The organism is Pontivivens nitratireducens (genome assembly GCF_014235845.1).
In the GTDB taxonomy this organism is placed as follows: domain Bacteria; phylum Pseudomonadota; class Alphaproteobacteria; order Rhodobacterales; family Rhodobacteraceae; genus Pontivivens; species Pontivivens nitratireducens.
This window is the reverse complement of sequence record NZ_JACJUQ010000010.1, coordinates 65,471-79,304: the sequence shown is the minus strand read 5'-3', so window position 1 is coordinate 79,304 and position 13,834 is coordinate 65,471. Positions and strand designations below refer to the sequence as shown.

13 protein-coding genes are annotated in these 13,834 nt (G+C 61.8%); 6 read left to right on the top strand and 7 right to left on the bottom strand.

Translation table 11 applies throughout. The features are described from left to right. Window positions 1-72 precede the first annotated feature (72 nt). From lptF to rsmA, 6 genes are read left to right on the top strand one after another with little or no spacing between them, the layout of a single operon-like run. A complete protein-coding gene (gene lptF, locus H1S03_RS12000) occupies window positions 73-1,188 on the top strand; it encodes an LPS export ABC transporter permease LptF (RefSeq protein ID WP_185804665.1) in 1,116 nt (371 codons plus the stop codon). After that, on the top strand, window positions 1,185-2,291 hold the full coding sequence (gene lptG, locus H1S03_RS11995; RefSeq protein WP_185804664.1) for an LPS export ABC transporter permease LptG: 1,107 nt from the start codon (window positions 1,185-1,187) through the stop codon (window positions 2,289-2,291). The genes lptF and lptG overlap by 4 nt, the downstream gene beginning before the upstream one ends. Beyond that, window positions 2,284-4,410 carry an LPS-assembly protein LptD gene (locus H1S03_RS11990; RefSeq protein WP_185804663.1) on the top strand — a complete coding sequence of 709 codons (2,127 nt, stop codon included), beginning with the start codon at window positions 2,284-2,286 and terminating at the stop codon, window positions 4,408-4,410. Before lptG ends, H1S03_RS11990 begins: the two co-directional genes overlap by 8 nt. Window positions 4,411-4,424: 14 nt before the next feature. After that, complete coding sequence (locus tag H1S03_RS11985; protein WP_185804662.1) at window positions 4,425-5,627, top strand: peptidylprolyl isomerase; 1,203 nt, start codon at window positions 4,425-4,427, stop codon at window positions 5,625-5,627. Further along, window positions 5,627-6,577: a 4-hydroxythreonine-4-phosphate dehydrogenase PdxA gene (gene pdxA / locus H1S03_RS11980; RefSeq protein ID WP_185804661.1), complete on the top strand. Its 951-nt coding sequence runs from the start codon at window positions 5,627-5,629 to the stop codon at window positions 6,575-6,577. Before H1S03_RS11985 ends, pdxA begins: the two co-directional genes overlap by 1 nt. Then, complete coding sequence (gene rsmA / locus H1S03_RS11975; RefSeq protein ID WP_185804660.1) at window positions 6,574-7,410, top strand: 16S rRNA (adenine(1518)-N(6)/adenine(1519)-N(6))-dimethyltransferase RsmA; 837 nt, start codon at window positions 6,574-6,576, stop codon at window positions 7,408-7,410. Before pdxA ends, rsmA begins: the two co-directional genes overlap by 4 nt. On the opposite strand, the gene H1S03_RS11970 is transcribed toward rsmA, so the two are convergent. From H1S03_RS11970 to H1S03_RS11940, 7 genes are all read right to left on the bottom strand, one after another. Further along, on the bottom strand, window positions 7,407-7,961 hold the full coding sequence (locus tag H1S03_RS11970) for a DUF4167 domain-containing protein (protein ID WP_185804659.1): 555 nt from the start codon (window positions 7,959-7,961) through the stop codon (window positions 7,407-7,409). The genes rsmA and H1S03_RS11970 overlap by 4 nt on opposite strands. A gap of 229 nt (window positions 7,962-8,190) precedes the next feature. After that, a complete protein-coding gene (prmC, locus tag H1S03_RS11965) occupies window positions 8,191-9,003 on the bottom strand; it encodes a peptide chain release factor N(5)-glutamine methyltransferase (protein ID WP_185804658.1) in 813 nt (270 codons plus the stop codon). Beyond that, on the bottom strand, window positions 8,996-10,057 hold the full coding sequence (gene prfA / locus H1S03_RS11960; RefSeq protein ID WP_185804657.1) for a peptide chain release factor 1: 1,062 nt from the start codon (window positions 10,055-10,057) through the stop codon (window positions 8,996-8,998). The genes prmC and prfA overlap by 8 nt, the downstream gene beginning before the upstream one ends. Window positions 10,058-10,095: 38 nt before the next feature. Next, complete coding sequence (locus tag H1S03_RS11955; protein WP_185804656.1) at window positions 10,096-10,605, bottom strand: DUF1499 domain-containing protein; 510 nt, start codon at window positions 10,603-10,605, stop codon at window positions 10,096-10,098. Continuing rightward, window positions 10,602-11,732: a flavodoxin-dependent (E)-4-hydroxy-3-methylbut-2-enyl-diphosphate synthase gene (gene ispG, locus H1S03_RS11950; RefSeq protein WP_185804655.1), complete on the bottom strand. Its 1,131-nt coding sequence runs from the start codon at window positions 11,730-11,732 to the stop codon at window positions 10,602-10,604. The genes H1S03_RS11955 and ispG overlap by 4 nt, the downstream gene beginning before the upstream one ends. 76 nt (window positions 11,733-11,808) lie before the next feature. Next, window positions 11,809-13,074 carry a helix-turn-helix domain-containing protein gene (locus tag H1S03_RS11945; protein ID WP_185804654.1) on the bottom strand — a complete coding sequence of 422 codons (1,266 nt, stop codon included), beginning with the start codon at window positions 13,072-13,074 and terminating at the stop codon, window positions 11,809-11,811. Window positions 13,075-13,293: 219 nt separating this feature from the next. Next, complete coding sequence (locus H1S03_RS11940; protein ID WP_185804653.1) at window positions 13,294-13,803, bottom strand: MarR family winged helix-turn-helix transcriptional regulator; 510 nt, start codon at window positions 13,801-13,803, stop codon at window positions 13,294-13,296. Window positions 13,804-13,834: the final 31 nt, after the last annotated feature.

Sequence of the window (13,834 nt, the reverse complement as noted above, 5' to 3'; positions counted from 1 at the left end):
CCCGCGACCCGGCGTTGCCTAGTCAGGCGGATACGAGAAGCCCGCGTGGCCTGAGAAGGATGTCCGCCCCGAATGCGTCAGATCGACCGATATATTCTGGGTCAGCTCCTCGCACCGATGGGGTTCTTCGCCCTGGTCTTCACCGGCGTGATCTGGCTGACGCAAAGTTTGCGTATCGTCGATACCGTGGTGAACAACAATCAGTCGGCGGCGGTGTTTCTGGAACTGTCCACATTGCTGCTTCCCAGTGTGATGATGATGGTGCTGCCGATCGCGGCCTTGTCCGCGACGTTGTTCACGATCAACCGGCTTTATACCGAATCCGAACTCACCGTACTGATGGCCGCGGGGCAAAGCTCGGCTGCCCTCTTGCGCCCCGCAATCTATCTGGGCCTGTTCGCGACGGCGCTGACGGCGGCGCTGACGATCTATCTGGTGCCGCGCGCCGCGACAGAATTGAGCACACGCACCTCCGAAATGCGGGCCGAGTTTGCGAACTCCCTGCTGCGCGAAGGCCAGTTCAACCACCCCCTTCCCGGCGTCACCGTCTATTTGCGGCAGGCCAATTCCGAAGGTCAGATGCTGGATATCTTCATCCACGACGCGCGCAGCGGTGGACAGTCGATCACGTATACAGCCTCCCAGGCGCGTCTGGTCAAGTCAGAGGACAGGTTGCAACTGGTTCTGTTCGACGGGGCCGCACAGCAATTCGAGGACGCGGGCAATTCGTTGAGCATTCTGGATTTCGACAGGTTCGCCTACGATCTGGGCCCGATGGTGGCGGCGGATGTGCAGCGCAATCGCAAACCGGCGGAATACGGCATTGGCGAGTTGCTGAACCCGCCCGCGGCCCTGTGGAATGAAGACGAGGCGTTGCGTGCGCGCCTGATGGCTGAGGGGCATGACAAGCTGTCATCGCCGCTTTACGCGCTGGCATTCCCCATGCTCGCTTTGGCGGCCATCGTTGGCGGCGCATTCAGGCGTGGCGGTGCCGGTGTGCGGATCGCGGTTGCGGTCGGTCTCGCCGTTGTGGTGCGTTCGGGCGGGATCGCGGCCAAATCCGCGGTTGAGGGAAATGTGCAGCTCTGGCCGGTGCTCTATCTTCTCCCCGTATTGCTGATGATCGGTTCGTATCTGTACGTTACGCGCGGCGCACGTCCCTTGCGTCGCAGACAGGTGGCGGCATGATCCGGGTGCTGAACTTCTATATCCTGCGACGCCACATTGCCGGTCTGCTGATGGCACTCAGCGCGGCCTTGATACTGGTGCTCGTCAGTGATCTGGTGGATCTGTCGGGGCGGATCGCTGACGGGGTGCAGTCGGCGCCACCGGTCTTGGTCATGGCCATGCTTCATGCACCGTCGATCCTGTCGGAGACATTGCCCTTCATCGTCCTGCTGGGATCGCTCGCCGCGTTTCTGCGGCTGGCGCGCACGTCCGAACTGGTCGTGATCCGCGCGGCCGGGTTATCCGTGTGGCGAATCCTTCAGATGCCAGTGCTGGGCGCGCTGGTGCTGGGCTGTCTGGCCTTCGCTGTCTGGAACCCCATCGCCGCGACCACCTTGTCGCGTTACGAAGTTCTTAAAAGCCGCCATTTCGACGGACAGGAAAGCCAGCTTTCGATCTCCGCCGAGGGGCTGTGGCTGCGGCAAGCCGATGCGGACGGGCAGACGGTCATCAATGCGAGCCGTGCGTCACCCTTTGGGGATGAGCTGATCGGCGTGCTGATTTTTGAATTCGACACGGACGGCGTGCTGGACCGTCGGATGTCTGCCCGCCGGGCCGTCCTGACACCGGGCGCGTGGCAGGTCGAACAGGCCCGTATCTGGCAGATGGACAGCGCCGGGACGTTCGCGATGGTGCATGGTGTCGATCGCGAGACGGTCATTGTTCCCACCGACCTGACCTCCAGCCGGATTCTGGAGAGTTTTGCCGATCCGCAGGAGCTCAGCTTCTGGAACTTGCAGGAGTTCATCGGGACGCTGGAATCGTCCGGCTTCTCCTCCACCCGCCATCGGCTTTATATGCAGACAGAGCTGGCGCAACCGTTGATGTTCGTCGCGATGGTGTTGATCGCTGCCGGATTTTCGATGCGTCACGTGCGGTTCGGTTCCGTCGGCGTGCGGATTCTGCTCTGCGTCATCGCCGGTTTCGGTATCTTCTTCCTGTCGGATTTCACGCAAGCTCTCGGCTCCGCCGGAACCATACCCGTCATCGTCGCCGCGTGGGTTCCCCCCATCGCGGCACTGTTGCTCGCGACGAGCCTTCTGCTACACCTTGAGGATGGATAGCCTGCCCCTACTTTTTCGAACCCTTGCGCTCGCCCTGGCGATCGCCCTGCCCGCCGCCGCGCCAGCCCTCGCGCAGCAGAACGACCGTGTCGCACTGGTGGCCGATCGGATCAGCATCGATTCCAATACCGGCGCCCTGATCGCAGAGGGTGACGTGACGATCATCCGCGGCGACACCGTGCTGCAAACGGACCGTCTGATCTATAATGAGACTGATGGTGCGGTCAGCGTTCCCGGCACGCTTACCATACAGCAGGCCGACGGCGCTGTGCTTCATGCAGATTATGCGGACCTGGATGGTGGATTGCAGTCCGGCATCATCGCGGGGGCGCGGGCGCTGATCGACAACCAGTTGCAGATCGCCGCCACCTCCGCGCAGCAGATCGACGGGCGGCTGACCCTGCTCAACCGTGTGGTCGCGTCCAGCTGTACGATATGTGAGGAAAACCCCGTTCCGATCTGGTCAATCCGGGCGGAGCGGGTCGTGCGCGATGCGGACGCGCTTCAGTTTCACTATGAAAACGCGGTGTTCGAGCTGTTCGGGGTTCCCGTGCTCTACCTGCCGTATTTTCGGCATCCCGAACCCTCCGTTGATCGCGCCAGCGGGTTTCTCAGCCCCGAAATCATCAGTTCAGGCAATTTCGGGTTCGCGTTCAAACTGCCCTATTTCTATGTCATCGACGAAAGCCGCGATGCGACCATCACGCCCTTCCTGACATCCGAGAACGGTCTGCTGGTCGAGGCTGAATATCGGCAGCGATTCGAGCGGGGTGCGCTGGAGCTTAGCGGTGTCACCACTCTGGACTCGGACCTTTCCAGCGATCAGCGCGGCTATCTCAGCGCCCTTGGGTATTACGATCTGGGCAATGACGTCATCGCGCGGATCGATGCGACGGCCCTGTCGGACGATGCCTTCCTCGACGAATTCAACTATTCCGACACGGATCTGGTGACCTCGGAATTGTCATTGGAGAAATTCGAGAAAAGCGGGTTCTGGACCCTTTCGACGATCTATTTCGAAACATTGCGTACCAATCAGACCCAGGACACCGTGCCGTTCATCCTGCCCGCGGCCGAATACCGCCGCTCATTCGATCTGGGCGGAACGCGGGCGGAGGTGAACGCCGATGTCCTGTCCTTCACGCGTGAGGTGGGCCGCGACATGTCTCGCGTCACCGTTGGCGCGGGTCTGGACCGTACGATCGTCACGTCCCCCGGCCTGGTGCTGCGCGGCTTCGCGGACATATCCGGCGATCTGTATTCGGTGCGTAACGATCCGATCAGGGGCGATGTGGACGAGGTGCGCACGCGCTCCACCGCCGGGCTGGAGTTTCGGATGCCTTTTGTGCGCCGCACGCCGGAACTGACCCAGATCATCGAGCCGATCCTGCAACTGGTCCACGGTGCCCAAAGCGGCAATATCGGCGATATCCCCAACGAGGACAGCGTACTGGTGGAATTCGATGAGACCAGCCTGTTCTCCACCAACCGGTTCCCGGGTGAGGATCGTTTCGAGACCGACTTCTACGCAAATCTGGGCCTGCGATATGAAAGCATCACACCCTCGGGCCGCAACATCACTGCCACCGCGGGGCGGGTGTTCCGTTCGGAGCCGCTGGACAGTTTTCCCACTGGCAGCGGGCTTGAGGGCAAGAAATCCGACTACGTTCTTGCGGCGGGCTATGACGTGACCGATCGGCTGTCTATCTCCGCCAGCGCGCTGGCGGACAACGATTTTAGCCTGACCCGGACCGAGCTGGAGGTCGATTATGCCGATGATGATCTGAGTCTGGCGACCACTTATGTCTTTCTCGAAGCGGACACCACCACCCCTGTTGATCGGGCCGAACTGCTGGTCGATGTCGGATATCGCATCGACGACAACTGGTTTGGAGAGATCGGCTTTCGCCGCGACCTGAGGAACGACGACTTCATTTCCGCCGACGCTGCACTGAGTTGGGGGAACGAATGCGCGACATTCGAGTTTTCCGTCTCGCGCAGTTTCACGACGTCCAATAATGTGGACCCATCGACCGAGTTCGGCCTGACCTTGCGGTTGGCCGGCCTCGGCACGCAGGGCGACGCGGCACAACGCCGCTTGCGGTCCTGCGGTATATGAGTTGGAGATTCAATGTGACCCGATTTTTGAGCTTGCTTATCGCTGTCGTGCTGATCGCGATGCCCCTCAGTGCACAGAACACGCCCTTCGCGCCAGCGATCATCGTGAATGAAGACATGATCACCTACTACGATCTGGCACAGCGCCGCGCTCTGTATCAGGCCTATGGGTTGAGTGGAGACGCGCTTGAGGATCGGGTCGTCGAGGATCTGACCCAGGAGGCCCTGATGCGGCAGGAGGCCCGCCGTGCCGGGATTCAGGTCCCGCGTGAGGCTGTGGATAGCGCATTTGCCAGCTACGCCGCCGCGCGCAATTCCAATCCCGATGCCTTCGTCACTGCCTTGCAGCGCAGCGGCATTGATCCGTCCACTGTGATCAACCAGATCGAGGCTCAACTGGGGTGGCAAAACGCCATGCAGGCCCGGTTCCGCAACCGGGCGATCCCCGATCAGGACGATCTGGAGGAAGCGGTGCTGCTCAACGCCACCGGCACAACGCGGGAGGTTCTGCTGGCCGAGATCGCAATCCCCTTCGCAGAACGGGGCGAGGCCCGCACCAGCGAGCTGATCCTGCAACTGGCGCGCGACCTTCAGGACGGTGGTGATTTTGGAGCCGCCGCTCGCCAGTACAGCCGCGCCGCGACCCGCAATAATGGTGGTGAGATCGGCTGGATCGCCGTGACCGACCTGCCCCCCGCCATGCGGGCCGAGGTCGATCTGATCGACGTCGGTGACGTAAGCCGCCCTATTCCTATCACGCGTGGCGTTTCCCTGCTGACCGTGAAAGGGGAGCGTCAGACCGCGGTGCAGGACAACGGCGCGGTGTCCCTGACCTATGGTCGCGCCACCTTCCCCCTCTCGCAGGGCGAGGACGCGGCCCGAAACGCGGCGCTTGCCGCGCGTGAAAATATCGACACCTGCGCAGATATCCGCGACGGATCTTTCGGCGCGGGCAGCGGCGTCTTTGGTCCTGCTCCCCTGTCCAGCGTTGAGCCTGCGCTGTTCTCGGTCATCGCGACGGCTCAGACGGGTAGTGTCAGCCAACCCGTGCGCACCGGCGACAGCCTCTCGATCATCGTGCTGTGTTCGCGTGAGGTGAACCTCGACGAGGAAACGCGCCGGCAGGTGGAGGACAGCATCTTCTCCGACCGCATCGGGGCCTATGCCGACGGATACATGCAGGAACTGCTGCGCGATGCCGTGATCGAGATCCGCTGATGCTGGCATTGACGCTGGGCGATCCCGCCGGGATCGGGCCGGAGATTGCCGCCGCCGCACATGCTCGCGGCGGCGCGCCTTTCGTGGCGATCGGCAGTGCGACGGTGCTGCGCAACTTCGCCGACGTGGCGGTGGTGGAGACAGTCGCTCAAGCGCGTGAGGTCACCGGCCCCATTCCCGTGTTGGACATTCCGACCAGCGTCGAAGTGATCTTCGGCACCCCCGATCCGCGAAATGCTGCGGGGGTGATCCGTTCCATAGAATTGGGCGCGGAGCTGGCTCGGAACGGTCAGGTTTCCGCCCTCGTCACGGCCCCCATATCCAAGAAGGTCCTGAAGGATGGCGGCGGGTTCGCCCATCCCGGACATACGGAATTCCTTGCGCATCTATCCGGTACGGCGCGCCCGGTCATGATGCTGGCCGGTCCCGATTTGCGCGTGGTGCCGGTGACGATCCATATCCCACTGGCCGACGTTCCGGCAGCACTGACGCCTGCTTTGCTGGAGCAGACCATTCGCGTCACCCATGCCGGTTTGATCCGCGATTTTGCCATTCCCTCCCCCCGGATTGCCATCGCGGGCCTGAATCCCCACGCGGGCGAAGGCGGCGTGATGGGCCGGCAGGAGATCGAGGTGATCATGCCGGTTCTGAACCACTTGCGCGCGGAGGGCCTAACCCTGACCGATCCCCTGCCCGCCGACACCATGTTTCATGCCGCCGCCCGCGCGCATTATGACGTGGCCATCTGCATGTATCATGATCAAGCTCTGATCCCGTTGAAAACGTTGAGCTTCGACGACGGCGTGAACGTCACTCTGGGCCTGCCCTTCGTGCGGACGTCACCGGACCATGGCACGGCGTTCGATATCGCGGGAAAGGGTGTCGCGCGGCCGGACAGCCTGCTTGCCGCGATCGCGATGGCTACCGATATGGTGGAGCGGCGTCAATGAGCCTTGCCGACCTGCCCCCCCTTCGCGATGTCATCGACACCCACAATCTGAGGGCCAAAAAGGCGCTGGGTCAGAACTTCCTGCTGGACTTGAATCTGACCGGGAAAATCGCGCGTCAGGCGGGCGATCTGACGCAATGCGACGTGCTGGAAATCGGTCCCGGCCCCGGTGGCCTGACCCGTGCGCTGCTGACCGAAGGCGCGCGCAAGGTCGTTGCGATCGAACGCGATCCACGATGTTTGCCCGCATTGGCCGAGATTTCCGCCGCTGCCCCCGGTCGTCTGACCGTCTTGCAGGGGGACGCGCTGGCCATCAATCCCGCGCAACATCTGACCGCACCGATCCGGATCGTTGCCAATCTGCCCTATAATGTCGGCACGGAATTGCTCGTGCGGTGGCTGACACCGCAGGACTGGCCCCCCTTCTGGCAGAGCCTGACGTTGATGTTTCAAAAGGAAGTTGCGGAGCGGATCGTCGCAAAACCGGGTAGCAAGGCCTATGGCCGGCTTGCCATTCTGGCGCAATGGCGCTGCGACGCGCGGATCGCAATGCACTTGCCACCGCAGGCCTTCACGCCCGCGCCCAAGGTTTCTTCTGCTGTTGTGCATCTGACACGGCTGGAGCAGCCTCGCTATCCCGCCGAGGCGCGCGTGCTCAGCGATATCGTCGCCCGCGCGTTCAATCAGCGGCGCAAGATGTTGCGGGCCAGCCTGCGGGGGCTAACGCCTGATCTGGAGGATGTGCTGACATCCGTCGGAATCTCCCCCACCCAGCGGGCGGAGGAGATCGGTCTCGAACAGTTCTGCGCCCTGACGCGAGCGGTCAGAGGTTAAGCCTCGGCTGCGGTGGTGTCTGGCGTGCTATCGGGCTGCGCCTCATCCCCGCCACCGGATCGGTTCGAGCGACGCGACCGCGTGCGCCGCGGTTTGGGGGCGTCTTCCTCGGGTGTGTTCACCAGATTGCTATCCTCACCCTTTGTCGGGGCTTCGGGTTCGCTCTCGGGCTGATCCGCCTCACGTTTCTGACGCTCGGCTTGCTCGGCCGCCGCGCGTTCCGCCTGTTCCGCCTCACGCTGCTGGCGTTCGGCCTGTTCGGCCTCCCGCTTGGCGTTCTGGGCGTCGATCTGGCGCTGTGCTTCGGCCATCAATCGGGCGTAGTGTTCGGAATGTTGCAGGAAGTTTTCCGCATTCACCCGATCGCCAGACAATTGCGCGTCGCGCGCCAATGTCTGATATTTCTCGACGATCTGGGCCGGGGTGCCACGCACCTTACCCTCGGGGCCGGAACTGTCGAACACACGGTTCGTCATGTTGCCCACGTTCTTGTTGTTATTGTTGTTGCCACGGTTGTTCTTGCGCGAGCGGTTTTTGTTCGGTTGTCTCATCTTGTCCGATTTCTGCCGCTTGAGGTCTGGCCTGTCGCGGTCTTTCTGATGCTTCCGTCCGGGCGGCTTGCCCGTCTTGCATAAGCGGCTAACGCTGATCGAAGCTACGTACCCAATCTCGCAGGAAAAATACTCACCACGATGGAACACCTCTTATTATCGAACCTTCACACCGCAATTCAAGGGGCAAAGCTGCCTATTGTACAAATTTTGACCATATTTCCGGTTATCAGGGCCGTACGCGCAAGACTCGGGCCTTTCCATTCAGGTCACGGAACAGATCGACCCTGGCTGGGCTGAACAGTTCAGCCGCGCTTTCCCCCTGATCGAAGCCGATCTCGAAAAGGACCACACCACCCTGAGCCAAATGATCGCGATAGGTCCGGGCCAAAGCCCGATAAGCGTCAAGCCCGTCACCGCCCGGTGTCAGCGCGACGTGCGGTTCATGTCCCGCGACTTCGGGCGCCAGATCGGCCATGGCGGCGGCGGTGATGTATGGCGGGTTGCACACGATCAGATCGAACAGCCCCGATACCTGCGCGAACCAGTCGGATTGGACGGCCTGCCAGCGTCCCGGAGCATGGACCGTAAGGTTCCGGCGTGCGACGTCCAGCGCCGCAGCAGATATGTCAGTCGCGGTGCCCGTCGCCTCGGGAAACTCGGCCAGCAAGGTTGCGAGGATCGCACCACTGCCGGTCCCAAGGTCGAGGATGCGATGCGGAGGCGCGCCCTGCAATGCCACCTCGATCAGCGTTTCGGTATCCGGGCGCGGGTCGAGCACATCGCGTGTAACGACGAATTTGCGGCCCCAGAATTCCCGGTAGCCCAGAATATGCGACACCGGCTCACGTGCTTCGCGCCGCGAAATATCCCGGTCGAACTGCTCCGCTACCGTTGTGGAAACCTCGTCGCGCATCATTCCGGCCAGCGCCCCGACGACATGCCGTGACAGCAATCGCCGCGCATCGCCTGCGGGATCGTCGATCCCTGCACGACGCAAACGCTCGACCGCGCTGCGAAGGAGCGTAGCGATGTCAGGCACGTTCGCTCATCGCCGCCAGGCGTTCCGCCTCATCCGCTGCGGTCAAGGCGTCGATAACCTCCGTCAAGTCACCCTGCATGACCTGATCCAGCTTGTAGAGAGTCAGATTGATCCTGTGATCCGTCAAACGCCCCTGCGGGAAGTTGTAGGTGCGAATTCGCTCCGACCGATCACCGGACCCGACCTGCCCCCGGCGGTCGGCCGCCCGCTCCGCATCCACAGCCGCACGTTGCTGATCGTAAAGGCGTGTGCGCAGCACCTGCATCGCCTTGGCGCGGTTGGTATGCTGCGATTTCTCGGACGAGGTGACGACGATCCCCGACGGGATATGCGTGATACGCACGGCGCTGTCCGTCGTGTTGACGTGCTGCCCGCCGGAGCCGCTGGCCCGCATGGTGTCGATCCGGATATCCTCCGCCCGAATCTCGACATCCACATCCTGCGCCTCCGGCAGAACGGCAACGGTCGCTGCGGAGGTATGTATGCGGCCACCGCTCTCGGTGCTTGGCACCCGTTGAACCCGATGCACGCCGCTCTCGAACTTCAGGCGCGCAAAGACATTGGTGCCAGTGATGTTGGCGACGATTTCCTTATACCCGCCCAGCTCCGTCGGGGCCTGTTCGACCACATCGACCTTCCAGCCGTTATCCTCACAATATCGTTGGTACATTCGGAACAGATCGGCGGCGAACAGCGCGGCCTCGTCACCGCCTGTACCCGCACGGATTTCCAGAATTGCAGGGCGAGCGTCGGCGGCGTCCTTCGGCAACAATGCACGCTGCACACGAGCCTCGACCTCGGGCAAGGCTGCCTGCAAAGTGCCGAGCTCCTCCTCAGCAAGGGCACGCATTTCCGGATCGTCGCGCATATCCTGCGCGGCGGCGATATCATCGAGCAATGCGCGATAGCTGCGCGCCTGCTCTACCACTGGGCGCAATTCGGCATATTCCTGCGCGGTGGCCACCATATCGGCGCCGCTCAACCCGCTGGACATCTTTGCTTCGAGATAGTCGAAGCGGCCCAGAATGTCGTCGATCTTGTCAGAAGGTATCATGCCGCGATCTGCCCCCGCCCACGGTCCGGGGTCAAGCCCTACTCCACCTCGAATGAGGACAATGACGACAGCCAACGCTCCACCCGGTTCGCATTCACGCCCAGATCGGAATGGCCGTAGCGTGAGCGGGAGAAGATGGCGGCTGTCGATTGCCCGTTTCCAAGGTCGAGGAACAAGACCGAAATGTAGTCGGGGAACCGCATGACCTCCGATTGCTGAACATAGGTCATCCAGCCGGTTTCAGGCGTACCGGCGATCCGTTCCGTCCGGGGCTGGCGCAGAACGAACTCATCGAACGCTTGCGAGATCAGGGCGGGATTGGCGTCGTAGATCGGGGATTCGCGGTCGATACGCTCCTGCGTGACCGGTTCGTAGCCTTCGATCACAGGAACCATGCGATAGGAATTCGGCGTGTCGGGCGTGGGGGCGGTCAGCGGATCAACATGCCACACGGCCGGATCGTGCGACACGTTGCGAATCATGTAGACGCCACCCACCCCAATGACGACAACGCCGACTGCGATCCAGAATATCACTTTGCCGATCACTCTGCGGCCTCGCGCGCGGCGTCGCGTTCAGCCTCGATCTGGACTGCACGCTTTTCCACCAGCTCAACGATATGGTCGATCATCCCGGCGTTCCCCTGCTTGTGATCCTGCTTGCCAGCCATGTAGACCATACCCGCACCATTCCCACCGCCGGTAAATCCGACATCGGTCATCAGCGCCTCACCCGGGCCGTTCACAACACAGCCGATGATGCTCAGGCTCATAGGCGTTTTGACATGCTCCAACCGTTGCTCCAATTCCGCGACGGTGGCGATCACGTCAAAGCCCTGCCGCGCGCAGGAGGGGCAAGAAATGATGTTCACACCCCGATGCCGCAGCCCCAGGGATTTGAGGATCTCGAAGCCCGCCTTGATTTCCTCGACCGGATCGGCCGAAAGGCTGACACGGATTGTGTCACCGATCCCGGCCCAGAGCAGATTTCCCATGCCGATCGCGGATTTCACGGTGCCCGCGTAATGCGAGCCTGCCTCGGTAATGCCCAGATGCAACGGCGCGTCTGTCGCTTCGGCAATGGCCATGTAAGCGGCGGAGGCGAGGAAGACGTCGGAGGCCTTCACACTGATCTTGAATTCGTGAAAATCGTTGTCCTGCAACAGCTTGATGTGATCCAGCCCGCTCTCGACCATGGCATCCGGGCACGGCTCACCGTATTTTTCCAGCAAGTGCCGTTCCAGACTGCCGGCGTTGACGCCGATGCGCATGGAGCACCCGTGGTCCTTCGCGGCCTTGATCACTTCGCGCACCCGTTCGGGAGAGCCGATATTACCGGGATTGATCCGCAGACAGGCCGCTCCGGCCTCTGCCGCTTCGATGGCGCGTTTGTAATGAAAATGAATGTCCGCGACGATGGGAACCGGACTTTCCCGCACGATTTCTTGCAGGGCGGCCGTGCTGGCCTCGTCCGGGCAGGAGACCCGCACGATATCGGCACCGGCCTCCGCACAGGCCAGAACCTGCGCGATGGTCGCCTTGGCGTCATGGGTCAGCGTGTTGGTCATGGTCTGGACGCTGATCGGCGCATCGCCGCCGACAGGCACGGATCCAACATGGATTTTGCGGCTGACACGCCGGTCGATATTGCGCCATGGGCGGATATGATTTTGCATCTGATGGGCCCTGATCAGCTTTGGTTCGATCTGAACATAAGTATGTCGGGTGCACATGTCACCCGCAGCAGCGGCGCTAGTCGGTGGCGCGGGCCGTACGCTCCGCCGTGCTGATCAACGCACCTTGCAATGCGGCGCTTTGCTCTGCCGTTGGTTCCGCGAGAGACCACACCTGCGGAATGTCCTCGGCCAGCAGGGAAACCTGCTTGGCGACACGCGGGCCATTCCCCAAAGGCCCGAACAGCTGATCCCCGACGGAGAGGAAAACCGAACCGGAGTTGCCGGCACGCAGCTCCGGCGAGTCTACACCCTCGGGCACGACGTAACTCTCCCCCGCGGCCAGAATGGTTTCGAACAAGGTCGCGCCGTCCGCCTGACTGACGCGGATCCACGCCGCCTGCGATGCGATCACCGAAACGACCGGCGGCACCGGGGGCATTTCGACTGAGGCCAGCAGTTCCGCAGCATTCGGCGGCAGTGCGTCCATATTCGCGGCCACGAGGGTTTCCTGCTCGGGAACGAGGTCGTTGGTGATGCGGTTGGCGAAGCTTCCGACCTGCTCCGGATCGATGGAGGCGATGGGTCCGTCGCGTGGCGCCATTACCGGAACCAGCGGTTCGGGTCGGTACAAACGCTCCAACGCTGCATCCCGCTCCACCGTGGAGGTCGCGGCACGTGTTGTGATGTCGCTTTCATCTGGGGCTACGGTCGCTAGGGTCACCCCCTCATCCGCAACGACCGGGGTTTGCGAGACGGGGGCCAGTTCGACCCGCTGAACCTCCTGCAGGACCCGCCAACCGCCATAGCCGACCCCGCCCAGCAGCCCCGCCATCACGAACAGCGACAGCATGCCGCCCAGCAGAGCGCGCAGGTCGAAGCCGGATTCAGCGACGGGGCCGGACAGTTTGCCACGCGACAGCGGATCGTTCTTCAGATCGATCTTGTGCGAGACAACTCTAGATTGTGCAGTCGCGCCAGCCCGCCCCTGGACATGGCGCCCCTGGATATCGGCATTCACACCGTTGAAGCCGGAATGAAAACAAAACCGCTGATAGATTTCCTCAGGCGCCAGGCCCAGATAACGGGCATAGCTGCGAACATACCCCGCGACAAATCCGCGATTTGGGAATACCTCCAGATCGCAATTCTCGATCGCCGCGATATAGGCAGCCTTTATCCTCAGATCTCGCTGTACATCCAGAAGCGACTTTCCCTTCGTCGCGCGTTCACCGCGCAACTGATCGCCCAGAGTTACCTCATAGGAGTCGAAACCTGAAAGAGTGCCGTCCGTGTCCCACGCCACATCTATGCCCAATCTGCCCTGGCCCGCATTGGTGTGCAAACCTGTCCCATATCCCAACGCTTTGCGCGCTTTGGTTGTACAATTACGTTAGCAGAATGACACGTTGTGCAGAACCGCTTTTATGCAGGAATTGAGGCATGACAAGGATAAAACGCCTCCAAACCTTCGGATTTCACCGCGCGACCGTCTGATATGAGCGATATATCGCCTAAAAGGAGGTTGGCGGGGCGTGACGGGCGCCAGGCCAGTCAATGCGACTCAATAAATGTAGCGAATCTGCTCGGTCCAATATGCCTCGACCCCGCGCAAGTCGGAATTGATATCGTCGATCCGGCCCTCGGGCAGTACACCCCGGCGCACGATACCCTCCGCATGACGCTCAAACAGGCTGGAGACGAGGTTGCGCACTTCGATCCCCCGGTCGGTCAGGCGTACCCGGACGGCGCGACGATCCGCGATACAACGTTCGTGATGCATGTAGCCTGCATCCACCAGCTTCTTGAGGTTGTACGAGACGTTCGAGCCCTGATAGTAGCCCCTGCTCTTCAACTCACCAGCGGTCAGCACGTTTGCCCCCACATTGAACAACAGCAGCGCCTGTACCGAGTTGATGTCGATGACCTGCAAACGCTCGAACTCATCCTTGATGACATCCAGAAGCAGCCGGTGCAGACGCTCGACCATCGACAGGGTTTCGAGATATGACGCCAGAAAATCGTCGAGTTTCCGTTCGTCGGGGTTGGGCAGAGACTCCGCCAGATTGCTCATCACCATTTCTTGACTACCTTATCGTACTGCT

Excerpts from the sequence above, each read along its gene's own strand:
- lptF (WP_185804665.1), top strand. The coding sequence starts at position 73 with ATGCGTCAGATCGACCGATATATTCTGGGTCAGCTCCTCGCACCGATG.
- lptG (WP_185804664.1), top strand. The coding sequence starts at position 1,185 with ATGATCCGGGTGCTGAACTTCTATATCCTGCGACGCCACATTGCCGGT.
- H1S03_RS11990 (WP_185804663.1), top strand. The coding sequence starts at position 2,284 with ATGGATAGCCTGCCCCTACTTTTTCGAACCCTTGCGCTCGCCCTGGCG.
- pdxA (WP_185804661.1), top strand. The coding sequence starts at position 5,627 with ATGCTGGCATTGACGCTGGGCGATCCCGCCGGGATCGGGCCGGAGATT.
- rsmA (WP_185804660.1), top strand. The coding sequence starts at position 6,574 with ATGAGCCTTGCCGACCTGCCCCCCCTTCGCGATGTCATCGACACCCAC.
- H1S03_RS11970 (WP_185804659.1), bottom strand. The coding sequence starts at position 7,961 with ATGAGACAACCGAACAAAAACCGCTCGCGCAAGAACAACCGTGGCAAC.
- prfA (WP_185804657.1), bottom strand. The coding sequence starts at position 10,057 with ATGATACCTTCTGACAAGATCGACGACATTCTGGGCCGCTTCGACTAT.
- ispG (WP_185804655.1), bottom strand. The coding sequence starts at position 11,732 with ATGCAAAATCATATCCGCCCATGGCGCAATATCGACCGGCGTGTCAGC.
- H1S03_RS11940 (WP_185804653.1), bottom strand. The coding sequence starts at position 13,803 with ATGAGCAATCTGGCGGAGTCTCTGCCCAACCCCGACGAACGGAAACTC.